Source organism: Methylobacterium sp. A49B (assembly GCF_053346215.1).
In genome coordinates this window covers 51,041-76,917 of sequence record NZ_JBKFBO010000008.1, presented here as the reverse complement: position 1 = coordinate 76,917, position 25,877 = coordinate 51,041, and the positions used below count along the sequence as shown (strand labels likewise).

The window sequence follows — 25,877 nt, the reverse complement described above, 5'->3', positions numbered from 1 at the left end:
CCGCCCCCCCGAGCGCACGATACCGCAGGCTGCGGCGCGCCCACCCGACGGCGCGCCGAGACGCAATACTGATCCGCCTGCGTCCGCATTCGTACCCAGGGGACGACCACCGCGGTTGGACCGCAGGCTTGATGCGCGATACTGAAGCGGCTTTGATGCCATTCCGTTAAAATGCCGGCTTTTGCATCGCTTTTAGATCGATCAACAGAGACCGATCCCCTACGACTGCTTGTTGATCGGCGCAGATGGCCGGCACGCAGGCCGCGCTTGCCTCGCCGCGTCCGGACGGCCAGAACGCCGCCATGCTGCGCGTCAACGACCTTTCCTACCGCATCGGCGACCGTCTGATCCTCGACTCGGCGAGCTTTACGATCCCGGAGGGCGCCCGCGTGGGGCTCGTCGGGCGCAACGGCGCCGGCAAGACCACGCTGTTCAAGGCCATCCTGGGCGACCTTCCGGTGGATGCGAAATCCGTATCCCTGCCCCGGGGCATGCGGATCGGTGCCGTTGCGCAGGAGGCGCCGGCCGGTCCCGAGACGCTGCACGCCGTCGTCCTCGCCGCCGACACGGAACGCGCCCGGCTGATGGCGGAGGCTGAGCACGCCGACGGACTGCGCCGGGCCGAGATCGAGACGCGGCTTGTCGATATCGACGCGCACTCGGCGCCGGCGCGTGCGGCCGCGATCCTGCACGGTCTCGGCTTCGATGCGGCCGCCCAGGGCCGCCCCTGCTCGGACTTTTCCGGCGGTTGGCGAATGCGCGTGGCGCTCGCCGCCGTGCTGTTTTCCGAACCGGACCTGCTGCTCCTCGACGAGCCGACCAACTACCTCGACATCGAGGGCACCCTCTGGCTCTACGACTACCTGGAACGCTACCCGCGTACGGCGATCATCATCAGCCACGACCGCGACCTGCTCGACACCAGCGTCGACCACATCCTCCATCTCGATCGCGGCAAGCTGACGATTTACCGCGGCGGCTATACGAGCTTCGCCAAACAGCTGTCCGAGAAGCGGGTCCTGCAGGCCAAGGCCAAGGCCAAGCAGGATGCCGAGCGGGCGCATCTGCAGAGCTTCATCGACCGCTTCAAGGCCAAGGCCACCAAGGCGCGGCAGGCCCAGTCACGGATGAAGCGGCTCGCCAAGATGGAGCCGATCGCGGCGCTCCTCGAGGACGACGTGCCGGTGATCCATCTGCCGAGCCCGGAGAAGCCGCTGTCGCCGCCGATCGTCGCCATGGAGCGGGTAAAGGCCGGCTACGGCGACCGCATCGTGCTCACCGGGCTCGATCTCAGTCTCGCGCCTGACGACCGGGTGGCGCTGCTGGGCGCCAACGGCAACGGCAAGTCCACCTTCTGCAAGCTGATCGGCGGTCGGCTGGGGCCGCTTGCCGGCGAGGTCAAGCGCTCCTCCAAGATGGAGGTGGCCTATTTCGCCCAGCACCAGCTCGACGAGTTGCGCCCCGCCGAGAGCGCTTACGCGCATGTCCGGACCCTGATGCCGGACGTGCCGGAGGCGAAGGTGCGCTCAGCGACAGCCCGCCTCGGTTTCGGCGCCAACAAGGCCGACACGCCGGTGGAGAAGCTCTCGGGCGGCGAGAAGGCGCGCCTGCTGATGGGACTCGCCGCCTTTCACGGGCCTCACCTCCTGATCCTCGACGAGCCGACCAACCATCTCGACATCGAGAGCCGTCAGGCCCTGGTCGAGGCGATCAACGACTACGAGGGTGCTGTCATCCTGGTCTCCCACGATCGGTTCCTGGTCGAGGCCTGCGCCGACCGGCTCTGGCTCGTCTCGGATGGCACCGTGAAGACCTTCGACGGCGACATGGACGATTACCGCCGCCTCGTTCTGTCGGGCCCGGAGCGGGACGCGGAGCGCGACGCCGAGCCGTCCGGCGGTCAGAAGGCCGAGGCGCGGCGCGCGGGCGTCGAGCGCCGCGCCGCGCTGGCGCCGTTGCGCAAGCGACTCGACGCCATCGAGGCGCGGATGGCGAAGCTGACGGCGGCGATTCAGAAGATCGACGCGGCCCTGGAGGACGGCTCGGCCTTCCGCGAGAACGCCGCCAAGGCCGGCGAGATCGCCAAGATGCGGGCGGACGCGGCCAGCGCGCTCGCAGCCGCCGAGGAGGAGTGGCTGACCGTGAGCGCTGAGATTGAGGCGGCCTGAGCGCTTGAGGACGCGCCAGGGAAGCCTTGCGGAAGCCTTTTGGAAGCCGCCTATACGGCACTCTCGATCGCCTGCTCAAGGATGTCGACACCGAGGTCGAGTTCCGCGTCCGTGGCCGTCAGCGGCGGCGCGATGCGAAACACGCCGCCCATGCCCGGCAGCTGGACGATGTTCATGCTCAGCCCGAGTTCGAGGCAGCGCCGGGTGATCGCGTCGCCCAGTTCCGGCGCCGACACCTTGGAGGCCCGGTCGGCGATGATTTCCACGCCCTGCAGCAGCCCCCGCCCGCGCACGTCGCCGATGCAGGCAAAGCGTTGCTGGAGCGCGCGCAACCGGGCGGCCAGATGGGCGCCGGCCGCCGCGGCCCGCCCGACGAGCCCGTCGCGCTGAACGATCTCCAAGACCTTCAGGCCGACCGCCGCCGGGAGCGGATCGGAGACATGGGTCGTGTAGAACAGGAAGCCGCGGGCGTGGCAGAGATCCTCGATCTCCGGCGTGGTCATCACCGCGGCGAGCGGCAGGCCGGCGCCCAGCGTCTTCGACAGGGTGAGGATATCCGGCACCACCCCGTCGCGCTCGCACGCGAACATCAGCCCGGTGCGGCCGATACCAGTCTGGGCCTCGTCAAGGATCAGCAGCATGCCGCGCTCGGTGCATTTCTGCTTGAGCGCCGCGAGGTAGCCGGGCGGAAGCTCGATGATCCCGCCGGAGCTGAGGATCGGTTCGGCTAGGAACGCCGCGAGATTGCCGGTGGATTGACGGTCGACCAGCGCGAAGGCGTAGTCCAGCTCGGCCTGCCAATCGGGAGCGCCCCCCGTCTCGAAGATGGGGCGGTAGGCATTCGGCGCCGGAATCGCGAACGATCCGACCGGCGCCGGGCCGTAGCCCTTGCGACCCGCGCTGTAGGTCGCCGAAGCGGCCCCGGCCGTCATGCCGTGCCAGGACTGGGCGAAGCTCACCACCTCCCAGCCGCCGGTTGCGAGCTTGGCCATGCGCAGCGCGGCCTCATTGGCCTCCGCCCCGGTCGTCAACAGCATGGAGCGGTCGAGTTGCCCAGGCGCGAGCCGGGCGAGTTCGGTGGCGAGATCGACCACGGGTCGGCTCAGCATGCCGCTGAACAGATGGTCGAGGGTCCTCACGTGATCCGCCACCACCGCGGCGATTTCCGGATGGCCGTGGCCCAGGATCGCGCTCATCTGACCGGAGGTAAAATCGAGGATTTTCCTGCCGTCGGCGTCGATGACGAAGCTGCCTTCCGCCCGCTCGACGATGACGGGGGCGAACGCGCCGCCGTACCGCACCAAGTGGCGCCGGGCGCGATCCCAGAAATCTTCGTCGGCATTCTGCGTCATCGTCGCTCGTGCTCCGCGTCTGCCCAGCATGCTAAGGGGCGACCGGACCCACGCACCAGCTTATAGTTCTGAAACGAGAATTCAGAGATCCTGATGGGACGGACCCTCGATATCGACCTCCTGCGCAGCTTCGCCGCCGTGGCGGAGACCGGTGCACTCAGCCGGGCGGCCGAGCGGGTCGGCCGAAGCCAAGCCGCGCTGAGCATGCAGATGAAGCGACTGGAGGAACTCATCGACCGACCGTTGCTGACGCGGACGGGCCGGGGTGTTCTGCTCACCGTCCAGGGCGAGCGACTTCTCGTCCATGGCCGACGCATCCTCGCGTCGCACGACGATGCCCTCGCCGAATTCTCAGGCCGGAGCCTCAGCGGATCCCTGCGCTTCGGATGCCCGGATGATTATGCCCAAGCATTCCTGCCCGCGCTCCTGCGCGGCTTCGCTCAGCATCATCCGGCGGCGGCGATCGAAGTGGTCTGCGCCGCGACGCCCCGGCTCGAAGAACGGCTCGAACGCGGCGGCCTCGACCTTGCCCTGGTCTCCGTTCCCCGCGCGGCCGAGCGCGCCATCCTGAGGCGGGAAGAACTCGTCTGGGTGACGGCGAAGGATGCCACCGCACCGTGGCCGGACCCGCTGCCGCTCGCCCTCGGCGATCCCGACACCCTCGATCATCGGGCGGCGCGAACCGCCTTGGAACGGGCCGGGCGCGCCTACCGGATCGCCTACGCCAGCGGTAGCCTGTCGGGGCTGCTGGCGGTCGCGCGGTCGGGCCAAGCCGTTGCAGTGCTGACCCGGTCGGCGGTTCCGGCCGATCTGCGCGTCGAGTCGCGGGGGAACGGACTGCCGCCGCTTCCACGGATCGGCCTCACGCTCCGTCTGGAGGAGCAGCACGCCTCGCCGCTGACGCGCGCCTTTGCCGCGCACGTCCGGGCGGTGCTGCCGGGTCTCTAAGGGCGTGTGGGCGGAGGGGCGGCGTCTCAGACGCGCACGGCGTCCGTATCCGAGCCCGGTTCCTTCGGCCAGAACAGAAGGACATCGTCGTTATCGACGTAGATCCAGTTCACCTTCGTTTCCGGATGTTCCGCGCTGAAGATCCTGAACTTCTCGTCGTTGCACAGAAGGTAGATGTCCCTCTCCAGCCCACTGAAGCCGATGTTTTCCGCGGCCAGTTTGGCGAGCGAAGATCTGAGGTGCGTGTCCGACAGCTGGAGACCGCGGAACTTGCGGCCTGCGATATCGGGGAACGCCGCGCTCCAGGCCGCCATGACGCGCGGGTTGTCGTACTGGACGCTGAGGTCGGCGCCGACCTTCCTGGACGGGATGGCCTCCAGCCGCACATCCTCGGTCCAAGTCCGGTTGGCGGCACTCACCGTTTTGGAGGCTTCAGGGATAACGACCGACGTTGTCGCCATGGCCGTGACGATCGCGGCGCCGACGGCCGGGGAGCCATGGCCGGGACGGTTGTCGGACTCCGCAACTTGGATCGGCTGGATTCGGATCTGAGCCAGCGTCAGCACGACGTCGGCGGCTTCGGGGGACAGCGCGAAGATCGAGCGCGGGTCGAGAGCCGCGGTCGCTGTGGTCGCGACCGTAGCCGCCGCGGTGATTGTACCGGTTTCGGGCGTCTGACCCCTCTGTGTGGCCGCAACGACGGCGGCCATCGATGGTACGTAGTCCATTCCGCACTCTCCCCCGTCAAAGCCAAGCTTCCGATCGACCCGGGTCTAGACCTGCCTTTCACCGCGGATGCATGTCTGGCCGGATCGGTCCGGCTCAGAACGTCGCCCTCCGAGGAAGGCATGGCGGTTCCGGTTCGACGCCATTCCAACGGCACGGCCGCCCGCGCTTGCCGATCAGGCGATGCCGCGATCCGATGGTCGCACGCCTCCGATATTGACGCGGTTCCTCGACAAAGGGGTCGTGCACCCGCGCTGCGTAGCGGACCCGCCGAATTCCTTCGTCACGAAGCCACGGGTCTCGAAAGTGGCGTCATCAAAGCCGCGGGTACCATCCGGGGGTGACCTCGCGCCGAGCGCTGTCAGGAAGGCGTTCGCCTGCCTCAGACATCGGCCATCCGACGGTCGTCATGCCCGCCGATGCACCAGCGTTGAGCTTCATGCTCTACGCCGTCGACTGTGACCACCGAATAGCAGATCTGTCAACGACGCAAATACGGGCATCAACAATCTTATCGCCAATCATATCTTGGCGGCATCGATACTCAATTAAGTGCCAGATATTCTTTTCTATCCTCGATCATTGAAGCAAAAGTCCATTCCCGATCTTTGTGACAATCAAAGCGGGCCTTCAGCCCGGCAGTCAGGCCGCCGCTGAGCGCACCGCCTGGCCGCGACCGCGCCCGAGTCCGAGGACCAGCAGACACCCTGCACCGGAGAGAATGACCAGCGGCAGCAGACCAAGCGGATAGCTGCCCGTAACATCCTTGATCACGCCCAGCAGGTAGGTGCCCACGAAGCCGCCGATGTTGCCGATCGCGTTGATCTGCGCGATGCCGGCTGCCGCGGCGCCGGCCGACAACCACTCGGTGGAGAGCGCCCAGAACGGTCCCTTCACCATGTAGGTCGCGGTTACCGCGAGACACAGGATCAGGATCGTCGGCAGAAGTTGCGCCGTCGCGATCGACGCGGCGAGACTCACCGCCAGAAGGCCCAGCGGCAAAGCCGTGTGCCAGACCCGCTCCCGCTTCCGGTCGGATGACCGGCCCCAAAGGATCATCAGCACGGAGGCGACCCCGAAAGGAATCGAGTTGAGCAGCCCGGTCTCAAGATTGGTCAGACCGAAAGACTTGATGATCTGCGGTTGCCACAGGGACAGACACTGGCTCGCGCCCGAGGCTCCCGCGTAGATCAGCGATGCGGCCAGCACGTAGCGGTTGCGCAGGACTTCCCAGACGGTGAGGTGTCTGGCCGGCGCCGCCGCGCCTTCGACCACCGAAGCGCGCTCGGCGGCAAGGCGGTCCTGGAGCCACGCGCTCTGCTGGGGTGTGAGCCAGCGCGCCTCGCCCGGCCCGTCCGGCAGGAGCATGAAGGCGAGCAGGCCGAGGAGCACGGCCGGCGCCGCCTCCAAGATGAACAACCATTGCCAGCCGCGCAGGCCAAGCAGGCCGTCGGTGTTGAGGATCGCCGCGGAGATCGGCGAGCCGAGGAAGCTCGAGATCGGGATCGCCACCATGAAAACGGCCACGATCCGGCCGCGATAGGCGCGCGGGAACCAGTAGGTCAGATAGAGTATCACGCCTGGGAAGAATCCGGCCTCGGAGGCGCCCAGCAGCAGCCGCACCGCATAGAAGGATACGGGCCCGACGACGAAGGCCATGGCGGCGGAGACGAGCCCCCAGGTGATCATGATCCGGGCGATCCAGATCCGGGCTCCGAAGCGCTCCATGGCGAGATTGCTGGGCACCTCGCACAGCACGTAAGACACGTAGAACAGGCCACCGCCGAGGCCGAACTGCGCGGCCGAGAGGCCGATGTCGTGGTTCATCTGCAGAGCGGCGAAGCCGGCATTCACCCGGTCGACGAAGGCCACGAAATACGCGAGCATCAGGAACGGCAGGATCCGCCAGGTGACCCGGCGCAGGGTCGCCCGCTCGATCTCCGGAACCGCGTCCGGCGCTTGCGTCGGGGCCATGCCTGTCCTCCTGGATTATTCGGCTCGGCAGAACGTGGGCATGGAACAAGCCTGCGGGACAGGCCAGACGGTGCCGGAGACAGCCCCGGCCATCTGTCACGACGCGGGGTCCGCAACGCCACGCCGGGGCGATTACCGGTCAAGCGTCCCGGCGACCCATGGAGCTGTTTGCCCGCCGCCCGCGGACATGCGATTGAAGCCGGATGTTGACCGTCGATAGCCTCTGGCGCGCGCGGCACCGGCTCGCGCAGTTCGGGAAGAAGCGGACCGGGTCTCCGCGCATCCTCGTGATCGGCGTGTGCCAAGCCGGATCCATCGCCAAGGCGATGCGGTACCTCCTGCCCGGCGCGCAGGTGGATTTCGTCTCAGCCTTCACGGCGGCCCGCCGCTTCCCGCGCCTCGCCGACCTGATGGCGCATGCGGACGGCTACGATCACGTCTTCTCCAGCATCTACCTGCCGCGCTTCAAGGGCGGCGGTACGATCGACACCCTGCGCACGCATCCCAAGGTGCGGCTGATCCCGACGATCGTGTTCGGCGCCTACCATCCCGACCTCGTCCATGTCGGCGTGCAGGACCACAATACGCTCAACGGCCTGATCTCGGGGCCGATGGGGCATTCGCATTCCGCTGTGACACTCTTCGCGTATCTCGCGGGCTTCTCGCAGGGGCAGGCCCTGCGGCTGTTCGCCGAGCCGGTGTTCGAGCGCCTCGGCTACTACAATCTCTGGGACGAATCGGTCTCCTACCTGCGCGGATTGGGCGTCCAGGCCGGCTACGACCTCGACACGCATCTGACGCGCTGGGTGCGGCGCGGCTGCTTCATGCACTCGATCAACCACACGAAGCTCTATGTCGTGGCCGACCTCGCGCGGGGTCTGCTGACGAAGGCCGGTGTGCCATTCGAGGAATGCGATCTCGACGCGTTCCTGCCGGATGACCTGGGCGGTCAGGGCAGCTGGCCCGTCTATCCGGAGATCGGCCAGCATTACGGCATTCCGGGCAGCGCCCTTTTCTTCAAGGCGGAGACGCGCCGGTCGGGTCCGGCGCGGACCATGAGCCGGACGGAGTTCGTGGCGGCCTCCTACGCCAACTACGACCGGCGGGAGCGCAATCTCCTGATTTCCCAGCGCGTCCAGGGATGGCGCAACGATCCGCCGACGGTGGACTTCCTGCGCGAGGCGGCGGGCCGGAGCGATGCTCCCCTGCGGTCGATGGCCCAGGTGCCGGCGCTCAAGGCCGGCAGCTTCGCCGGGCACGCCTCTTAGGGATCCCGACCTCAGGCCCGATCGCCCGGGCACTTCCCGGCGCGACCGGCGTTGTCGCGCACCGCCCGCGGCCGCGGGATCGACCGCGAGGTGTTCCGATGTCTTCCCCTACCCGGCACAGGGCCGTCCGACCGGCGGTGGCTGCGGCCCTGACAGTCGTCGGCACGGCGGCCGGCCTCGTCGGCTGGAGCCGGCTGGCCGTAGATCGGCGCATGCCTCTGCCGCCCGCCCTGCCCGGCCGGCACGAGCGGCTCGGCACGAGGCGCGCCGGAGAGCTCTCACTGTACGGGACGGCCGACGTGCCGGGCGTTCCGCTGCTGCTGATCCACTCCATCAACGCGGCCGCGAACGCCTACGAGGTCCGTCCGCTCTACCTGCACTACCGTGGCCAGCGGCCAGTCTATGCCCTCGACCTGCCCGGTTTCGGCTTCTCCGAGCGGACACGCCGCCGCTACACGCCCCGGCTCATGGTGGAGGCGATCCACGCGGCCACCGAAGAGATCCGGGCCCGCCACGACGGCCTACCGATCGACGCCCTGGCGCTGTCGCTGTCCGCCTCTTTTCTCGCCCGGGCGAGTCTCGAGCGGTCCGATGCCTACCGCAGCCTCGCCCTGATCAGCCCGACGGGCTTCGACGCGCAGCTCTCCGGCGAAGGGCCGCCGGACGGGCATCGCGGGCGCGACTGGCTGCGGGACGCCCTGGACCGGCCGCCCCTGGGGCGCCCCCTCTACGATGCCCTCGTGACCCGGCCGAGCATGCGCTTCTTCCTGCGCAAGACCTTCGGCTCCTCGCGGATCGACGAAGGTCTGCTCGCCTACGACTACGCCTCGGCGCACCAGCCGGGCGCCGAGCACGCGCCGTGGTGCTTCATCGCGGGCCACCTGTTCCCGACCGATGCGACACGCCTCTACGAACGTCTGCGCCTGCCGGTCTGGATGGTTCACGGCGTGCGCGGCGACTTCGTCGATTACCGGCTCGTGCCCCGCGTGGCCGGTCGGCCCAACTGGCGGGTCGAGACGCTCCAGACCGGCGCCTTCCCGCATTTCGAGCGACTCGAGGCGGTGACGGCCGGTTACGACGCGTTCCTGGCGAGCATCACGCGCCTGCCGGCCGCTCGACCGGTTTGACCCGGAAGCGTCGCCAGACCACGCCCCCGGTCGTGGTTCGCAACCGGTGAGGTCGAGCCTGCGACTGGACAGGCGCGTTGCTCTGCAGCCGCGCTATGCGCTTCTTGGCGTCGCCGCTTGCGACAGGCTGGGCGATTCCGCTGACGCCACAGCCCGACGCGATCCGTGGCGCATCTTCGCCCCCGGCAGTGGACCGGTCGCGACCCGATCCATAAGGTCGCGACGGCCGCCCGGAGCGGTGCCGCGTTGGTATCCCATGATCGACCTGACTCTCGAGACCGCCCGCATCATCGTGGAGACCGCCCTGCGCGAGGCGCGGACCCGCGCGCTGAAGCCTCTCGCCGTGGTGGTCTACGACGCCCGCGGCGCGTTGAAGTTCGTCTCCGTCGAGGATGGCACGTCCCTGCGCCGGGCCGAGATCGCGTGCGGGAAGGCCAACGGCGCGCTGGCGCTGGGCCTCGGCTCCCGGGCGATCCACGCTCGGGCGGAGCAGCAGCCCTACTTCGTGGCGGCCGTGACCCACATTGCCGGCCCCGCCGCCCTAGTGCCGGTGCCGGGCGGCGTGCTGATCCGGTCCGGCGAGGGCCGGCTGCTCGGTGCCATCGGCATTTCCGGAGATACCTCCGACAACGACGAGATCTGTGCGGTGGCGGGCATCGAGGCGGCCGGCCTCGTGCCGGAGACCGGCGCCTGACCATGCGCCTTCGCCGGCGCGACTGGCTGGCCGGCGCGGCAGCCCTGGCCGCCGTGCGGCCAGCCGAAGCGGACGCCGCGGCCGAGCCGCTGTACCGGCGCGGCAACGACGCCGATCCCGAGACCCTCGACCCGCACCGGTCGTCGACGGTCGCGGAGGCGCACATCCTGCGCGACCTCTGCGACGGCCTCCTCACCTACGACAACCGGGGCGCCATCATTCCGGGCGCCGCCCGGGCCTGGTCTATCGGAGAGGACGGCCTGACCCTGCATTTCGACCTGCGGCCTGACGGTCGCTGGTCGAACGGCGAACCGGTGACCGCAGCGGATTTCGTCTACTCGCTCCGCCGCATCCTCGACCCGGCTACGGGCGCGAAATACGCCGAGGTGCTGTTCCCGATCCAAAATGCCGCCGCGGTGAACCGCGGAGAGAGGCCGCCTCATGCCCTCGGAGTCGTCGCGGAGGAACCTCTACGACTCACAATCACTCTGGAGCAGCCGACGCCGTACATCCTGGAGCTCCTGACCCATCAGACCGCCCTGCCGGTCCACCGAGCCTCGGTGGACCGGCACGGCGAAGCCTTCACCCGTCCCGGCAACTATGTAACCAACGGCGCCTACCGGCTCCGCGACCGGGTCCCGGGGGGCGCGATCAGCCTTGAGCCCAACCCGCACCATCCCGACGCGGCGAGCCTCGCGATCAGGCGGGTCGACTTCCTGCCGACCCCCGACATGGCCTCGGCCGTGCGCCGCTACGCGGCCGGGGAGATCGATTCGCTCGCCGACCTGCCGGTCGATCAGATCGCCGACCTGCGCCAACGCTTCGGCCAACAGGTGGTGCTCGGGCCGTCCCTCGGGCTGGCGGCGCTGGTGATCAACACCCGCAAGGCGCCGTTCTCGGACCGGCGCGTGCGGCAGGCGCTGTCGCTGGTCATCGACCGGGAGTACCTCGCCGACGGGTTGAACAGTGGCACCATGAGCCCGGCCTATTCCCTATGCCCGCCCGGCCTCGACAACTACCGCACGCCGCCCGAGGTCGAGGGGCGGCTGGGGCTCCCGATCGACCACGAGGCGGAAGCGCGCCGGCTCCTTGCCGAGGCGGGTTTCGGGCCGGATCGTCCGCTTACGGTGGAGTATCGGTTCAACGTCAGCGACAACAGCCGGATGATCGCGGTGGCGATCGGCGAGATGTGGCGCGACCTTGGAATCGTGACTCGCTACGTCTACACGGACGCGAAGACTCACTTTGCCTACTTGCGCGACGGCGGCGACTTCGACGTCGCGCGCTACAGCTGGATCGCCGACTATTCCGATCCGCAAAATTTCTTATTTCTGCTGCAGAGCGGCAATGACGGCATGAATGCCGGCCACTGGTCGGATCCCGCCTACGACGCGCTGATGGCGAAGGCCGCCGCCGAGCGCGACCTCGCCCGCCGCGCTGGCCTCCTCTACGACGCCGAGGCCATCGCCCTGCGCGAGCTGCCCTGGATCCCGCTGATGCATTACCGCTCCAAGGCGCTGATCGCACCGCGGCTGCACGGCTACCACCCGAACCTGCGCAACGCGGCGCCCACGCGGTTCCTGAGGCTGGACGCGTGATTCGCTTCATCCTGCGCCGCTTCGCGCAGTCGGTCCCCACGCTGCTCGCCGTCGTCACCGTCAGCTTCTTCCTGATGCGGCTCGCCCCCGGCGGCCCCTTCGACTTGGAACGGCCGCTGACGCCCGCCGCCATGGAAAACCTGCGCCGGGTCTACGGCCTCGACCGTCCGCTGATCGCGCAGTTCGGGAGCTATCTGGCGGCGCTGATGCGGGGCGACCTCGGGCCGTCCTTCTCGTTCCGCGACCAGAGCGTCCTGGACCTGATAGCCCGGGGCCTTCCGGTCTCCGCCACCCTAGGCATTCTCGCCCTGGCCCTGGCGGTGGCATTGGGCGTCGGCTTGGGCATCGCGGCGGCGCTCCGGCGCGGAGGCGCCGTCGACCGGTTGCTCGGGGTCGGGGCGGCGCTGACGCTCTCGCTGCCGAGCTTCGTCGTCGCGCCTCTCCTCCAGATCGCCTTCGGGTTGACGCTGCGCTGGCTGCCGCTGGGCGGCTGGGAGGGTGGCGCGCCGAGCCACCTCGTCCTTCCGATGGTGACGCTCGCCCTGCCGCAGGTCGGCGCCCTCGCCCGGCTCACCCGGACCTCGCTGGGAGAGATCCTGCGCACGCAGCCGATCCGCACCATGCGCAGCCTCGGCCTCCCGCCGTCCCGCATCACCCGCCATGCCCTCCGCGGGGCACTGCTGCCGGTAGTGGCCTATCTCGGGCCGCTCGCTGCGTCACTGCTCACGGGATCGGTGGTGGTCGAGACGATCTTCGGCTTGCCGGGCATCGGCCGCTACTTCGTCGAGGGCGCGCTCAACCGGGACTACACGCTGGTGATGGGCACGGTGCTGCTGGTCGCCAGTCTGGTGATCGCCCTCAACCTCGCGGCCGATCTCGCCTGCGCGTGGCTCGACCCGCGCCTGCGGGTCGCCACGTGAGCGCGGACTCCGCCGCGACGCGGTCGGCCCGACGCACGCTCGGCCGGCTCGCCCGGGAACGCGGCGCCCTGACGGCGCTGGCCGTGCTGATCCTGATCGCGCTGGCCTGCCTGATTGGCCCGGCGCTGACCGGACACGATCCCGAGCGCGCCTATCCGGATCTCCGTCAACTGCCGGCGGGCTTCGGCGCGCAACCGGATCCCGCTCATCTCGAGCCGGCTTTGCAGAGGCTCGCCTTCCGGATGCGCGCCAAGCTCGACGCGGTCACCCGCGAGGGTGACACGCTGCACCTGATCCTCGGATCCGACACGGGGGTCGACCGCCGCAGCCTCGTCTACCTGCCCCGCTCGGCGCTGTTCGGCACACCCAACGTCGTCGAGGATCGGGACGGCGGCCGGAGCCTCGTCGTGGCGGTTCCGGTCCGGCGCCTGCACTTCCTCCTCGGCACCGACGTACAGGGCCGCGATCTGCTCACCCGCTGCCTGGTCGCCGGCCGGATCTCCCTGGCGATCGGTCTCGCCGCGAGCCTCGTGGCACTGCTCATCGGCGTCGCCTACGGCGCCACGGCGGGGTTCGTGGGCGGGGCCTTCGATGCTGTGATGATGCGCTTCGTCGACGTGCTGTACGCGCTGCCCTTCGTATTCTTCGTCATCCTCCTGCTGGTGTTCTTCCGCCCGAGCCTGCTGCTCATGCTGGTGGCGATCGCCGCCGTGGAGTGGCTCGACATGGCCCGCGTGGTGCGGGCGCAGACCCTGTCGCTGCGCGAGCGCGACTTCGTCCGCGCCGCCCGCGCCCTGGGCATCGGCACGCCGCGGATCATCCTCCGGCACATCGTGCCCAACACCCTCGGTCCGGTGGTGGTGACCGCCACGCTCCTCGTCCCGCAGGTGATCCTCCTGGAGAGCTTCCTGTCGTTCCTGGGGCTCGGCGTGCAGGAGCCGCAGACGAGCTGGGGGGTCCTCATCGCAGAGGGCTCCCGCGCCATCGAGGCGGCCCCGCACATGTTGGCGGCTCCGGCGCTCTTCCTGATCGCGACCCTGGTGGCGCTCAACCTGCTGGGCGACGGCCTCGCTGACGCCCTGGACACACGCGCCGGCTAATCTCAGCTCAGCTCCCGGATGGGAGCGCCGGCGAGCCAAGCCTCGATGTCCTCCACCGCCTCGGTGAAGAAGGTCCGGTAGTTGTCGCGCGAGACGTAGCCGAGATGCGGCAGCGCCAGGACGTTCGGCAGGCGGCGGAACGGGCTGTCGGCGGGCAGCGGCTCGGTCTCGAACACGTCGAGGCCGGCGCCGCGGATCCAGTTCTCTTCAAGGGCGCGGACCAGGGCGGCCTGATCGACGATCGGCGCCCGGGAGGTGTTCACCAGGATGGCCTCCCGCCGCATCCGACGCAGCTCCGCCTCACCGAGGAGGCCGCGCGTCCGGTCGCCCAGGACCAGATGGATCGTGACGACGTCGCTCGCTTCCAGCAGCGCTTCCTTGGAGGCCGCGCGCTCGGCGCCGGCCGCGGCCGCGCGGGCGTCATCGAGGTTCGGACTCCACGCGATGACCCGCATGCCGAAGGCCCGTCCGATCGCGGCGACCCGGGCGCCGATCTTGCCGAGACCGAGGATGCCCAGGGTGGCGCCGGCCAGATCGGTCCCGATCGTGCTCTGCCAGGGACCGCCGTCGCGCAGGGTCCGGTTCTCCGGCACGACGTGGCGGGCGAGGCCGAGGATCAGCGCCCAGGTTAGCTCCGTCGGCGGCGTCGGGCTCGAGGCGGTCCCGCAGACCGTCACGCCGCGGGCCCGGGCGGCCGCGACGTCGATGGCGAGGTTGCGCATGCCGCTGGTGACCAGCAGCTTGAGGCGCGGCAGGCGCTCCAGGAGGGCGGCCGGGAACGGCGTGCGCTCTCGCATGATCACCAGGATCTCGGCCTGCTCGATCCGGCCGATCAGGTACTCACCGTCCGCGATGTGCTCGGAGATGGCCGCGACGGCGACGTGATCCGAGAGACGGGTCCAGTCGGCGAGCGCGAGGGCCGCATTCTGGTAGTCGTCGAGGATCAGGCAGGTCTGCATGTGATTGGGGTAGGCTTCACGCCGCGGAGCGTCAATCGAGGGTTGCTGCCGCGCCGCAACCGTCAATGCAGCGACCCGAAGATTCCGTTTTCCACGACGCTGCGCATGACAGTCCCGTCGTTCCCGGGCGCCGCAGGCGAGCCCGGAACCCAGAACCGCAGCGATGCCAGGATTGTGCGCGCCGGCGGCTCTGAATCCCAGGCTCCGCTCCGCAGCCCCGGGATGACGTCCTGATCGTCCGGATGCGCGCTGTCGGACGCAGCCTACGCCTCGGCCAGCGCCGCGAAGGCTATGGCGACCCCGGCGGCGCCCGGATCCTGCACGCCTGTGAGATCGCCGGCGGACAGATAGCTGGAGCGGCCGGCGCCGGCGCGCTCCATCTCCGCCGTGGCCTCGGCGCCCGTGCGGGCCGCCGACGCCGCGCCGGCGAGATCGCCGCCCTTCAGGGCGTCCACGGCCGGGACCAGGGCGTCGAGGAGCGTCCGCTCACCCGGGCGGGCACCGCCATAATCCTGCACTCGCGCCACGCCCTGGCTCAGGGCCTCGGGCCAGCCGGCACCGCCGATCAAGGACGACCCCGCCGCGGCGAAGAAGATCGAGCCGAGCACGCCGCTGGAGCCGCCCACGGCCCGGCCGATCCGCTCGGCGAGCGCACGGCACAGCGCCGCGTGATCGGCCTGCGGCAGCCGGTCGAGGCCGGCCAGGACGGCGCGGGCCGCTCCCGCGAAGGTCGTGCCGGCATCGCCGTCGCCGACCTTGGCGTCGAGGGCATTGAGCGTGTCCTCGGCTGCGACGAGCGCCTGCGCGACGGCGGTGATCCGCGCTGCCGCCACCGCATCGTGCGACGGGGTGAAGGCCTCGCCGGTCAAGCCCTCGGGCACCGGGCGCAGCGCCGGCGGCACGATCCGCACGGCCCCGGGCCAGGCCGGCACCGGCACGGGCTCCGCGAGTGCCGCCTCAAGCTCGTCGTCGAGCGGCAGGACCGACAGCGAAGCGCCGTGCATGTCGAGGGCCGTCATCAGCGGAGCGGGGCCGATCAGCAGGCGAACGCGCCGGCCGAGTTCGGTGGCAAGCACAGCCCGCGTTAGGACCTGCATCTCCAGGGCCGAGGCGGCGCCCAGATTATTCACCAGCAAGGCCAGCCGGCCGGCAGCGGCCACGGCGTCGGAGAGCCGGCCAGCCATCATGCGGGCGAGTTCGCCAGCCGGGGGCAGCGCGATTCGCTCGATGCCAGGCTCGCCGTGGATACCGAGGCCGAGCTCGGCTTGCCCCTCGGCGAGGCGCTCGCTGCGCGGCGAGCCTGGGATCGTGCAGGTCGAGACCGCGATGCCCAGGGACTTGGCGCCCGCGGCGCGGCGCGCGAGGGCGGCCACGCGCTCCAGGGGCGCCCCCATCTCGGCGGCATGGCCCGCGACCTTGTGGACAAACAGGGTACCGGCGACGCCGCGCGGCTGCTTCGCGTCCGGCAGGGCGATGTCGTCGGAGACGACGACGGTCTCGATCCGGCGGCCGAGCGCCCGGGCGCGCTCGGCGGCGAGGCCGAAATTCAGCCGATCGCCCGCGTAGTTCTTGATGACGAGGAGGCAGCCGGCCGGCCCGGTCACGGCCAGGATGCCGGCGAGGACCGCATCGACGCTCGGCGAGGCGAAGACGTCGCCGCAGACGGCGGCACTCAGCAGGCCCGGCCCGACGAAGCCCGCATGCGCCGGCTCATGGCCGGAGCCGCCGCCCGACACCACCGCCACCTTGCCCGTGTCGAGTGAAGCGCGCAGCACCACGCGGATGTCGGGGTCCCCGTCGAGCCGGGCGAGGCGGCCGCCGCTCGCCGCGACCAGCCCGTCGACGGCGTCGTTGACCAGGGTGGCACGGGTGTCGATGAAGTGGGCCATGGCGTGACCTTCGGTGGGGCCGGTCCGCGATTCACCGTCGGCGGCGGCGCTGGCATTGCCGCACACTCGGAGCACACGGGCAACGGCGGCCGATGGTGCGCCCGAGCGAACCGATGCCGCAGTGCCCCGCCCTGCGATGTCGGTTCATAGGCGGTCGCTAACCCTGCGCCCGCATTTACGCCAAGGTCGAGCCCGTCTCCGTCACTCCTTCACGGCGCCGGTCAGCGCGGAGACGTAGTACTCGACGAAGAACGAGTAGAGGATCACGAGCGGCAGCGAGCCGAGGAGCGCCCCCGCCATCAGCGAGCCCCACTTGTAGACGTCGCCGTCCACGAATTCGCTGACCACGGCGATCGGCACCGTCTTGTTCTGCGTCGAGGACAGGAAGGTCAGCGCGTAGATGAACTCGTTCCAGCAGAGCGTCAGCGAGAAAATCCCCGCCGAGATCAGGCCCGGGAAGGCGAGCGGCAGGATGATCTTGGTGAGGATCTGCCAGCGGCTCGCGCCGTCCATCAGCGCGCATTCCTCCAGCTCGTAGGGAATGGTCTTGAAGTAGCCCATCAGGAGCCAGGTCGAGAACGGGATCAGGATGGTCGGGTAGGCGAGGATCAGCGCGATCGGCGAGTCGAACAGGCCGTAGGCCTGCACGATCGTGGCAAGCGGGATGAACAGGATCGAGGGGGGCACAAGATAGGCTAGGAAGATCGCCGCGCCGACCCAGCCGGCGCCACGGTAGCGCACCCGCACGCAGGCGTACGCGGCGAGCACGCTGGCGAACAGCGACAGGACGGTCGCGGCCACCGACACGTACATCGTGTTCCAGAGCCAACGCGGATACTGCGTCTCGAACAGCAGCTTGTGGATGTGCTTGAATGTCGGATCCACGACCCAGAACGGGTTGAACCGCTCCATGTCGATCAGTTGCTCGTCAGGTTTGATGGCGGTGAGCGCCATCCAGTAGAACGGGAACAGCAGGACCGCGAGGATCACGAGCAGCGGCAGGTAGGTGGTCACCAGCCGCCGCGGCAGGCGCTCGAGATAGGCCATGCCCTCGGAATTGTCGGTGATCCCTGCCGGCTGCGCCGCCATGACCGGCGTGTGCAAGGGATCGGCGTGGGCGGGCGGTGCGGGGGCGCTCATCGGTCGGACTCCCCGGCCTGCCAGGCGCGGCGCTGCAGGCCAAACCACGAGATGCCGATGGCGGCGAGCAGGAACGGCACCATGGCGGTGGCGATGGCGGCGCCCTCCCCCAGCGTCCCGGAAAGGATGCCGCGCTGATACGAGAGAGTCGCCATCAAGTGGGTGGCGTTCACAGGGCCGCCCCGGGTCATGGCCCAGATCAGCTGGAAATCCGTGAAGGTGAACAGCACCGAGAAGGTCATCACCACGGCGATGATCGGCGTCAGCAGCGGCAGGGTGATCCGCGAGAAGATCTGCCAGTTGGAGGCACCATCGAGCGTCGCCGCTTCGTAGAGGGAGGGCGAGACCGTCTGGAGGCCGGCGAGCAGCGTGATGGCGATGAACGGCACGCCGCGCCAGATATTGGCGAAGATCACGCAGGCCCGGGCCATCGCCGGTTCGCCCAGGAAGTCGATGTTGCCGTCGATGATCCCGAGATGGCGCAACGACCACGAGATGATCGAGAACTGGCTGTCGAAGATCCACCAGAAGGCGATTGCCGAGAGCACGGTCGGCACCACGAACGGAATCAGCACGATCGACCGGATGATCGACTTGAACGGCATGTTCTTGTTGAGCAACAGCGCGAGGTAGAGGCCGACCCCGAACTTCACCACGGAGGCGACCACCGTGTACAGGCAGGTGTTGAACACCGAGAGCCAGAAGACGTCGTCGTCCCACAGCCACTCGTAGTTCTCCAGGCCGATGAACACGCCCTCGCGCCCGATCCGCGCGTTGGTGAAGGACAGCCAGATGCCCTTCAGCAGCGGGTAGGCCAGGAACAGGCCGAGGATCAGCGCGGTGGGCAGCATGAACCAGAAGCCCGCCCAACCGCGGCTCGCGCGCATGCGCTGCCAGGCCGAGCGGGTCGGAACCGCGACCGGGGCGGGCTGTGTCAGGGCCGTGTGCGCCATGGTCTCGGCTCCGCTTCCGGCTCAGGTGTTCCTGAAGATGCGCGTGGCGGCGCGCTCGGCGTTCTTGATCGCGCCCTTCACGTCCTCGCGCCCCGTGCAGTGGCTCGCGAACATGTCGACGATCACGAAGTCGGCCAGCACCGCGGCGATGCGCTCGCTGACCGGCGCCAGTCCGCCGGCCGCGAGGGAGCGCCGGCCTGCCTCGGCGAAGACCGCGTTCTTCGGGTCGCTCGTCCAGATCGGGTTCTTGGGATAGTTCGACAGCGGCTCGCACAGGTAGCCCTGCGCCGCCTCGAGCCACGGATTGTAGTTGGCCGCCTCCATCATGAAGGCGATGAACGCCTTACAGGCGTTGGGCGCCTTCGAGTATTTGAAGGCCAGGATCGGGAAGGCGAGCTGGAACTCGGTGGGCTTGCCGGCCGGGCCGATCGGCCAGACGGCGTGATCCATGTCCTCGGCGAGCTTCGGGTTGTCCTTCTTGGCCGCCGCGTAGATCGAGATGCCGTTGTTGGTGAGGTACAGGTCGCCCGCCAGGAAGGCCTTGTTGTTCGACGAGTCGTTCCACGAGACCGTGCCGGGCACGAAGGTCTCGTAGAGGGACTTGACGTATTCGAGCGCCTTGGCCGTCTCCGGCGAGTTGATAACGATCTTCTCGTTGGCATCCACGAGGTTGCCGCCGTGGGACCAGAGCGCCCAGTGGCACCACGTGTTGCCGTCGCCCGTGGCGTGGCCGAGGGCGAAGCCGGCGGGCGTGTTGTTCTTCTTCAGGCCCCGGCAGAGTTCGAGGAAGCCCGCCGTGTCGGTCGGAAACTTGTCGAAACCCGCCTTCTTCATGGCCGAGATGCGGTAGTTCGGGTAACCGCCGTTGAAGGCGACCGGAATCGCGATCCACTTGCCCTTGACCTTGCCGTAGGCCTCGGCGGACGGGAACCACGGCCCGTACTTCTTGCCGAGTGACTCCGCCACGTCCTCCAGCGGCAGGCACTTGTCGGGGAACAGCGCCGGGAACGAGAACAGGCCCCAGACCATGTCGGGGCCCTGGCCCGTATTGGCCGCCACCGAGGCCTTGGGCTGGATGTCGTCGAACGATTCGTTGCTCACCGTCACCTTGACGCCGGTCGCCTTGGTGAAGGCCTCGACCATCTTCATGAACGCGTCGTCCTCGCTCGGGACGAAGCGCTTCCAGCGCAGCAGCGACAGGCTCGCTCCCGGCTCGGGCTTCCACTCGGTGCTCTGCGCCCAAGCCTTGGCGAAGCCCAGGAGGTCGCCGCCGGCCGCGAGGCCGGTCGCGGCGGCACCCGCCAGGAGGGAACGGCGGTCGAGTACGGACATCGTAGGCTACTCCCTCGGTGATTCTCGTTCGTGGGCGCGGGCGTACCGCGCGGATGCGGATCAGCTCGGCAGGCGACGGCCGGACTCGGCGTCGAAGAAGTGGACGCGGTTCGGCCGCAGCGAGATCGTCTCGCCCGGCCGCTCGCGCACGCGCTCGCGCAGCACGCAGGTGAGGTCCTGGCCCACCGCCCGCACCGCCAGCATGGTCTCGGATCCGGTCGGCTCCACGACCACGACCTCGGCGGCGATCCCGTCGGGCGCGACGTCGAAATGCTCGGGCCGGACCCCCAGGATGAGGGGCCGCCCCTCGACGGAGGCCGGCGCCTCGGCCAGCGGGATCGTCAGGCCGGTCTCGGTGACGAAGGCAAGGCGCCCGTTCGCCCTGATCTTGCCGGGTATGAAGTTCATGGCCGGCGAGCCGATGAAGCCCGCGACGAACAGGTTGTCCGGCCGGTCGTAGAGTTCGAGCGGCGGCCCGATCTGCTCGACGATGCCATCGTGCATCACCACGATCCGGTCGGCCATGGTCATGGCCTCGATCTGGTCGTGGGTCACGTAGATCGTCGTGGTCTTCAGTCGCTGGTGCAGTTCCTTGATCTCGGTGCGCATGGCCACGCGCAGCTTGGCGTCGAGGTTCGACAGCGGCTCGTCGAACAGGAAGACCTGCGGATCGCGCACGATCGCCCGGCCCATGGCGACGCGCTGACGCTGGCCGCCGGAGAGCTGGCGCGGGTAGCGGTCGAGGAGATGGGTCAGGCCGAGGATTTGCGCGGCCTTGTTGACGCGCAGGTCGATCTCAGAGGCCGGCGCCTTCCGGATTCGCATCGAGAAGGCCATGTTCTCGCGGACCGTCAGGTGCGGGTAGAGCGCGTAATTCTGGAACACCATCGCGATGTCCCGCTCCTTCGGCGGCACATCGTTCACGACTCGCTCGCCGATGCGGATCTCGCCGCCGGAGATGTTTTCCAGGCCGGCGATCATCCGCAAAAGTGTCGACTTCCCGCAGCCCGATGGGCCGACCAGGATCACGAACTCGCCGTCCCGTATGTCCACGGACACGCCGTGCAGGACGTTCGTCGATCCGAAAGCCTTGCGAACCTCGCGGATTCCCACCGAGGCCATGCTTCCTCCCGAACAAGGCCGCTCTGTCGGCGGCTCTAGACGATGAGTACAAAGGAGCGTGTGGTAGAAAGCAAGCGGCCGCCACGGCAAAGCTGCAGATAATCTACCATCTGTCAGGCTATGCGTGACGGGCGGGTGACGAGGCCGTTCCGGTGAAACAAGCTGGTGGGATTAAGGACGACGCGCGATGCTAAGGGACCGCGCTCCGGTCGCGAGGCCGGAGGGACGATTCGCGGGCTTATGTTCGAGGGAAGTGAGCGCATGTCGTCATCGGGCCTGACCGCGCGGGACATCCTGCCCGCCGATGGATGCCGGGGAGCTCTCGCAGGAAGGCTGTGGCGGCCGGACGTGTCCGGCCCGAGCGTCGTGGCGATCCGGGACGATGCGGCAGGCGAGGCCCGGGTCGTCGACGTCACCGCCACCTTTCCCACGGTGAGTGACCTCTGCGAGTCGCGCGATCCCGGAGCCGCCCTGCGCGGCGCGGACGGCGTGGATCTCGGAAGCCTCGACGCGATCCTGGCCAACACGCCGCCCGACGGACGTGACGCAGGCCGCCCGTGGCTCCTCGCGCCGGTCGACCTCCAGGCTCTCAAGGCGGCGGGCGTCACCTTCGCCACCTCCATGCTGGAGCGCGTGATCGAGGAGCGCGCCCGGGGCGACCTCGCCGCCGCGGCGGCGATCCGCGCGGAGGTCGAGCGCCTCGTCGGCCGCGACCTGCGCCGGCTGAAGCCCGGCTCGCCCGAGGCGATGGCCCTGAAGGAGGTGCTGGTCGCGCAGGGGGCCTGGAGCCAGTACCTGGAGGTCGGCATTGGCCCGGATGCCGAGATCTTCACCAAGGCGCAGCCGCTCTCCGCGGTGGGCTGCGGGGCGGATGCGGGCCTCCATCCGGATTCGCACTGGAACAACCCGGAGCCCGAGGTGGCGCTCGCCGTCGCCTCCGACCAGCGCATCGTCGGCGCGACGCTCGCCAACGACGTGAACCTGCGGGATTTCGAGGGCCGCTCGGCGCTGCTGCTCGGCAAGGCCAAGGACAACAACGCCTCCTGCGCCCTCGGGCCGTTCCTGCGCCTGTTCGACGACACGTTCGGCCTCGACGATGTCCGTCGCACGACCGTCACCCTCGAGGTGACCGGGACGGACGGCTTCCGGCTCGAGGGCACATCGCCGCTCGCCGAGATCAGCCGCGACCCGGAGGAGCTTGCCGACGCGCTGATGGGGCGCACGCACAATTATCCGGACGGCGCTCTCCTTCTCCTCGGCACGATGTTCGCGCCGATCCAGGACCGCCACGGGCCGGGCCTCGGCTTCACCCATGCCGAGAATGACCGGGTCGTGGTGGCGAGCCCGGAACTCGGAAGCCTCGTCAACCGCATGCGTCCGTGCGACGCCTGCGAGCCCTGGACGTTCGGTGCGCGCGCACTGATGCGCAACCTCGCGGCGCGCGGACTTCTGTGACAGAGCGTCGGGTCGAGAGTTGCTCGACTCGAAGACCCACGGTCCATGACATCCGGGTGCCGCGGTTGGGATGCCCTGCGTCTCAGCAGAGGACACGCTGATCTTCCATCCCCCGCACCGTCATCCCGGGCCACAGCGGAGCCTGGATCCAGAGCCGCCGATGCGCCAAGCCTTGCACCGGCCGCGGCTCCAGATTCCGGGTTCGCCTTCGGCGCCCTGGAATGACGGTGCGAGCACGGGCGGAGCAGCACACTGCCGCCGACGGTGTGAGCACGTCTTGTTCCGCGAAGGTGGAGATGCTGTCGTATACCGTGACAATGCCTGATCCCTCCGAGATGATGCCGATGACCTCTGCCGCCCTCCTCGACCGCCTGACCGCGATCGTCGGACCGACCGGCCTCGTCACCGGCGACGAGCTGCGCGGCCGGTCGGCGAACTGGACCCGCCCGACCGAGCCCTGCGCCGCCCTGGCACTGGTCCGCCCGCGCAGCACCGCAGAAACGAGCGCCGTGATGACGGCCTGCCACGCGGCCGGCGTCGCGGTGGTGCCGCGGGGCGGCGCCACCGGCCTCGTCGACGGCACGCTCTGCGCGCCGGACGAGATCACCCTGTCCACGGAGCGCATGACCGGCATCGAGCCGGTGGATCCGCTCGGCATGACGGTGGTGGTCGGCACGGGCGCCACCCTCGAGAGCGTGCAGGACGCGGCCGCCGCAAGCGGCCTGTTCTTCCCCCTCGACCTCGGCGCCCGCGGCTCCGCGACGATCGGCGGCGCGATCTCCACCAACGCCGGCGGCCTTCGGGTGCTCCGCTACGGCATGATGCGCGAGATGGTGCTGGGCCTGGAGGCGGTACTCGCCGACGGCACGGTGGTGTCGTCCATGCGCCCGCTGATCAAGAACAACACCGGCCTCGACCTGAAGCAGCTCTTCGTCGGCACCGAGGGCACGCTGGGCATCGTCACGCGGGCGGTTCTGCGCCTACGCCCGGAGCCCGCGGGTTACGCCACCGCGCTGATCGCCTGCCCGGGGGTGGATGACGGGGCGCGGGTGCTGCGGGCGGCGCAGAGCGCCTTCCAGGGGCGCGTCTCTTCCTTCGAAGGGCTGTGGCCCGATTTCTACCGGCTCATGACGGCGCCGGGGCGCGCCACCCGGCCGCTCGGCCCCGATTACCCGTTCTACGCCATCATCGAGGTCGAGTGCGTAACCGAGGAGTCGGACCGCTTCCTCGGCCTGCTGGAGGGCCTGATGGGCGACGGCACGATCCTCGACGCCGCCGTGGCCTCCTCGGAGGAGCAGCGCCGGGGCATGTGGCGGATCCGCGACCGGGTCGAGCACCTCAACGCCGACGGGATCGAGCGGGCCTTCGACGTCAGCGTGCCGCTGTCGCGCATGGACGGCTATGTCCGCGGGGCCCTGGACCGGCTCGCCGCGATCCCTGACTGCCGCGCCGTCGTGTACGGACATATCGGCGACAACAACCTGCACTGGAACACCACCCGCCTCGACGCGGCCGGCAATGCCGCGATCGATGCGGCGATCTACGAGCCCCTGGCGGCGCTGAACGGCTCGGTCTCGGCCGAGCACGGGATCGGCCTGGAGAAGCGTGCCAAGCTGAAGCTGTCGCGCTCGCCGGAGGAGATCGCCGCGATGCGGCTGGTCAAGCGGGCGCTCGATCCGGAGAACCGGCTGAACCCCGGCAAGATCTTTTGACGGTCTCGCCGTGGCGATCCGGCTGGCGGTGCGCCTGACGCCGCGCGGCGGCCGCGACGCCGTGGAGGGCTGGGCGCGGGACGAGAAGGGCCAGCCCTTCTTGAAGGCTCGCGTCTCCGCGGCGCCGGTGGATGGGGCGGCAAACGCGGCGCTCGTGGTGCTGATCGCCAAGGCGTTGAAGGTAAGCCGCGGGTCGGTCCGGATCGTGTCGGGGGACCAGAGCCGGCTGAAGATCTTGGAGATCGATGGGCTCGGGCTGGCAGATCTGGAGCACGTCTTCGGCCAGCCGTGAGGGGCATGCCGGACGGCCCATCCGTCTTTGCGAGCGTCGCGAAGCAATCCAGAAGCGCCACGCTCACGAAAGTCCCGCTGCCCTGGGTTGCTTCGCTGCGCTCGCATAGAGGCGCGCTTTCCAGGGTCCGCCGCAACCGATCCGTCGGCCGGACCCGGCCGACGCGTGCGGGGCGGGTCAGTCCTCGGCGCACGATGTCGCGGAACGCCGGGCTTCGCTTAGAACGCGACCTTGTCGCCACCTTTCAACGCCAGCATCTCGCGCGCTTCGTCAGGCGAGGCGACCGACAGCCCCAGCCCCTCGATGATCGACCGAACGCGGCGCACCTGCGCGGCGTTGGTCTCGGCCAACTTGCCGGGCCCGTCCCACAGGCTGTCCTCCAGCCCGACCCGGACGTTGCCGCCCATCGCGGCCGCCATGGCGGCGATATTCATCTGATTGCGGCCCGCCCCCAGCACGGACCAGCGGTACTGGTCGCCGAACAGCCGGTCGGCGGTGCGCTTCATGTGCATCACGTCGTCGGGATGCGCGCCGATGCCGCCCTGCAGGCCGAAGACCGTCTGGATGAACAGCGGTGCCTGAACGAGGCCGCGGTCGAAAAAGTATTTCAGGTTGTAGAGATGGGCAGTGTCATAGCACTCGAACTCGAACCTCGTGCCGTTCGGCCCGCAGGTAGTCAGGATGTGCTCGATCTGCCCGAAAGTGTTGCGGAAGATGATGTCCTTGTTGCCGAGGTAGTCGCGCTCCCACTGGTGCTTCAGGTCCTTGAAGCGGTCGAGCATGCCGAACAGGCCGAAATTCATCGAGCCGAGGTTCAGCGAGGCCACCTCCGGCTGGAAGGTCGCGGCCGGGCGGACCCGCTCCTCGATCGACATGGTCGGAGCGCCGCCGGTGGTGAGGTTCACCACGCAGGACGAGCGCTGCTTGATCACCGGCAGGAATTTCGCGAACGCCTCCGGCGATTGGTCCGGCTGGCCGGTCTCGGGGTTGCGGGCGTGCAGGTGCACGATGGCCGCGCCCGCCTCCGCCGCGCCGATGGCGGCATCGGCGATCTCTTCCGGCGTCACGGGCAGATGCGGTGACATGCTCGGCGTGTGGATCGCGCCGGTGACCGCGCAGGTGATGATGACTTTCCGCTGGGAGGCCAT

General features: G+C 69.2%; 21 protein-coding genes. 11 read left to right on the top strand and 10 right to left on the bottom strand.

Going from position 1 to position 25,877, the window contains the following annotated elements; translation table 11 throughout:
• The first annotated feature begins 302 nt into the window (after positions 1-302).
• On the top strand, positions 303-2,168 hold the full coding sequence (locus ACLBX9_RS00810; protein ID WP_039892607.1) for an ABC-F family ATP-binding cassette domain-containing protein: 1,866 nt from the start codon (positions 303-305) through the stop codon (positions 2,166-2,168).
• A 50-nt stretch (positions 2,169-2,218) separates the two neighbouring features.
• Here the strand turns inward: ACLBX9_RS00810 and ACLBX9_RS00805 are convergent, their stop codons facing one another.
• Positions 2,219-3,520, bottom strand: a complete 1,302-nt coding sequence (locus tag ACLBX9_RS00805; protein ID WP_447717564.1) for an aspartate aminotransferase family protein — start codon at positions 3,518-3,520, stop codon at positions 2,219-2,221.
• Between the two features lie 93 nt (positions 3,521-3,613).
• Here ACLBX9_RS00805 and ACLBX9_RS00800 point away from each other — a divergent pair, with 93 nt between their 5' ends.
• Entirely contained in the window at positions 3,614-4,468 is an 855-nt protein-coding gene (locus ACLBX9_RS00800) for a LysR substrate-binding domain-containing protein (protein WP_447717563.1), read from the top strand.
• Between the two features lie 26 nt (positions 4,469-4,494).
• On the opposite strand, the gene ACLBX9_RS00795 is transcribed toward ACLBX9_RS00800, so the two are convergent.
• Both ACLBX9_RS00795 and ACLBX9_RS00790 read right to left on the bottom strand, forming a co-directional pair.
• The gene (locus tag ACLBX9_RS00795) at positions 4,495-5,196 is read right to left on the bottom strand and encodes a hypothetical protein (RefSeq protein ID WP_447717562.1); all 702 of its coding nucleotides are present in this window, start codon (positions 5,194-5,196) and stop codon (positions 4,495-4,497) included.
• 640 nt (positions 5,197-5,836) lie between these two features.
• Positions 5,837-7,168, bottom strand: a complete 1,332-nt coding sequence (locus ACLBX9_RS00790; protein WP_447717561.1) for an MFS transporter — start codon at positions 7,166-7,168, stop codon at positions 5,837-5,839.
• Positions 7,169-7,371: 203 nt separating this feature from the next.
• On the opposite strand from ACLBX9_RS00790, the gene ACLBX9_RS00785 reads away from it, so the two are divergent.
• The 6 genes from ACLBX9_RS00785 to ACLBX9_RS00760 all read left to right on the top strand — a co-directional run bounded on the left by ACLBX9_RS00785 (position 7,372) and on the right by ACLBX9_RS00760 (position 13,875).
• Positions 7,372-8,436 carry a WcbI family polysaccharide biosynthesis putative acetyltransferase gene (locus ACLBX9_RS00785; protein ID WP_158168372.1) on the top strand — a complete coding sequence of 355 codons (1,065 nt, stop codon included), beginning with the start codon at positions 7,372-7,374 and terminating at the stop codon, positions 8,434-8,436.
• A gap of 98 nt (positions 8,437-8,534) precedes the next feature.
• Positions 8,535-9,563, top strand: coding sequence for an alpha/beta fold hydrolase (locus ACLBX9_RS00780; protein WP_447717560.1), 1,029 nt, complete (start codon positions 8,535-8,537; stop codon positions 9,561-9,563).
• A 256-nt stretch (positions 9,564-9,819) separates the two neighbouring features.
• Positions 9,820-10,257 carry a GlcG/HbpS family heme-binding protein gene (locus tag ACLBX9_RS00775; protein ID WP_158168377.1) on the top strand — a complete coding sequence of 146 codons (438 nt, stop codon included), beginning with the start codon at positions 9,820-9,822 and terminating at the stop codon, positions 10,255-10,257.
• A gap of 2 nt (positions 10,258-10,259) precedes the next feature.
• Positions 10,260-11,855, top strand: a complete 1,596-nt coding sequence (locus ACLBX9_RS00770) for a peptide ABC transporter substrate-binding protein (RefSeq protein WP_447717559.1) — start codon at positions 10,260-10,262, stop codon at positions 11,853-11,855.
• Positions 11,852-12,775, top strand: a complete 924-nt coding sequence (locus ACLBX9_RS00765; RefSeq protein ID WP_447717558.1) for an ABC transporter permease — start codon at positions 11,852-11,854, stop codon at positions 12,773-12,775. Before ACLBX9_RS00770 ends, ACLBX9_RS00765 begins: the two co-directional genes overlap by 4 nt.
• A complete protein-coding gene (locus tag ACLBX9_RS00760; RefSeq protein ID WP_447717557.1) occupies positions 12,772-13,875 on the top strand; it encodes an ABC transporter permease in 1,104 nt (367 codons plus the stop codon). Before ACLBX9_RS00765 ends, ACLBX9_RS00760 begins: the two co-directional genes overlap by 4 nt.
• A gap of 2 nt (positions 13,876-13,877) precedes the next feature.
• Here the strand turns inward: ACLBX9_RS00760 and ACLBX9_RS00755 are convergent, their stop codons facing one another.
• The 6 genes from ACLBX9_RS00755 to ACLBX9_RS00730 all read right to left on the bottom strand — a co-directional run bounded on the left by ACLBX9_RS00755 (position 13,878) and on the right by ACLBX9_RS00730 (position 21,270).
• Positions 13,878-14,834, bottom strand: coding sequence for a D-2-hydroxyacid dehydrogenase family protein (locus ACLBX9_RS00755; RefSeq protein ID WP_447717556.1), 957 nt, complete (start codon positions 14,832-14,834; stop codon positions 13,878-13,880).
• A 263-nt stretch (positions 14,835-15,097) separates the two neighbouring features.
• The gene (locus ACLBX9_RS00750; protein ID WP_158168382.1) at positions 15,098-16,723 is read right to left on the bottom strand and encodes a dihydroxyacetone kinase subunit DhaK; all 1,626 of its coding nucleotides are present in this window, start codon (positions 16,721-16,723) and stop codon (positions 15,098-15,100) included.
• Between the two features lie 201 nt (positions 16,724-16,924).
• On the bottom strand, positions 16,925-17,812 hold the full coding sequence (locus ACLBX9_RS00745) for a carbohydrate ABC transporter permease (RefSeq protein WP_158169364.1): 888 nt from the start codon (positions 17,810-17,812) through the stop codon (positions 16,925-16,927).
• 47 nt (positions 17,813-17,859) lie between these two features.
• Positions 17,860-18,816 (bottom strand): carbohydrate ABC transporter permease, encoded by a 957-nt coding sequence (locus ACLBX9_RS00740; RefSeq protein ID WP_158168384.1) that lies wholly within the window; start codon positions 18,814-18,816, stop codon positions 17,860-17,862.
• 21 nt (positions 18,817-18,837) lie between these two features.
• Positions 18,838-20,148, bottom strand: a complete 1,311-nt coding sequence (locus ACLBX9_RS00735; RefSeq protein ID WP_158168386.1) for an ABC transporter substrate-binding protein — start codon at positions 20,146-20,148, stop codon at positions 18,838-18,840.
• Positions 20,149-20,208: 60 nt separating this feature from the next.
• Entirely contained in the window at positions 20,209-21,270 is a 1,062-nt protein-coding gene (locus tag ACLBX9_RS00730; protein WP_158168388.1) for an ABC transporter ATP-binding protein, read from the bottom strand.
• Between the two features lie 261 nt (positions 21,271-21,531).
• Between ACLBX9_RS00730 and ACLBX9_RS00725 the strand changes: the two genes are divergently transcribed.
• The 3 genes from ACLBX9_RS00725 (at position 21,532) to ACLBX9_RS00715 (ending at position 24,729) form a co-directional block, all read left to right on the top strand.
• A complete protein-coding gene (locus ACLBX9_RS00725) occupies positions 21,532-22,725 on the top strand; it encodes a fumarylacetoacetate hydrolase family protein (protein WP_447717555.1) in 1,194 nt (397 codons plus the stop codon).
• A 344-nt stretch (positions 22,726-23,069) separates the two neighbouring features.
• Positions 23,070-24,437, top strand: a complete 1,368-nt coding sequence (locus tag ACLBX9_RS00720; RefSeq protein WP_447717554.1) for an FAD-binding oxidoreductase — start codon at positions 23,070-23,072, stop codon at positions 24,435-24,437.
• 10 nt (positions 24,438-24,447) lie between these two features.
• The gene (locus tag ACLBX9_RS00715; RefSeq protein WP_447717553.1) at positions 24,448-24,729 is read left to right on the top strand and encodes a DUF167 family protein; all 282 of its coding nucleotides are present in this window, start codon (positions 24,448-24,450) and stop codon (positions 24,727-24,729) included.
• Between the two features lie 218 nt (positions 24,730-24,947).
• Here the strand turns inward: ACLBX9_RS00715 and ACLBX9_RS00710 are convergent, their stop codons facing one another.
• Positions 24,948-25,877 (bottom strand): BKACE family enzyme, encoded by a 930-nt coding sequence (locus ACLBX9_RS00710; protein ID WP_158168394.1) that lies wholly within the window; start codon positions 25,875-25,877, stop codon positions 24,948-24,950.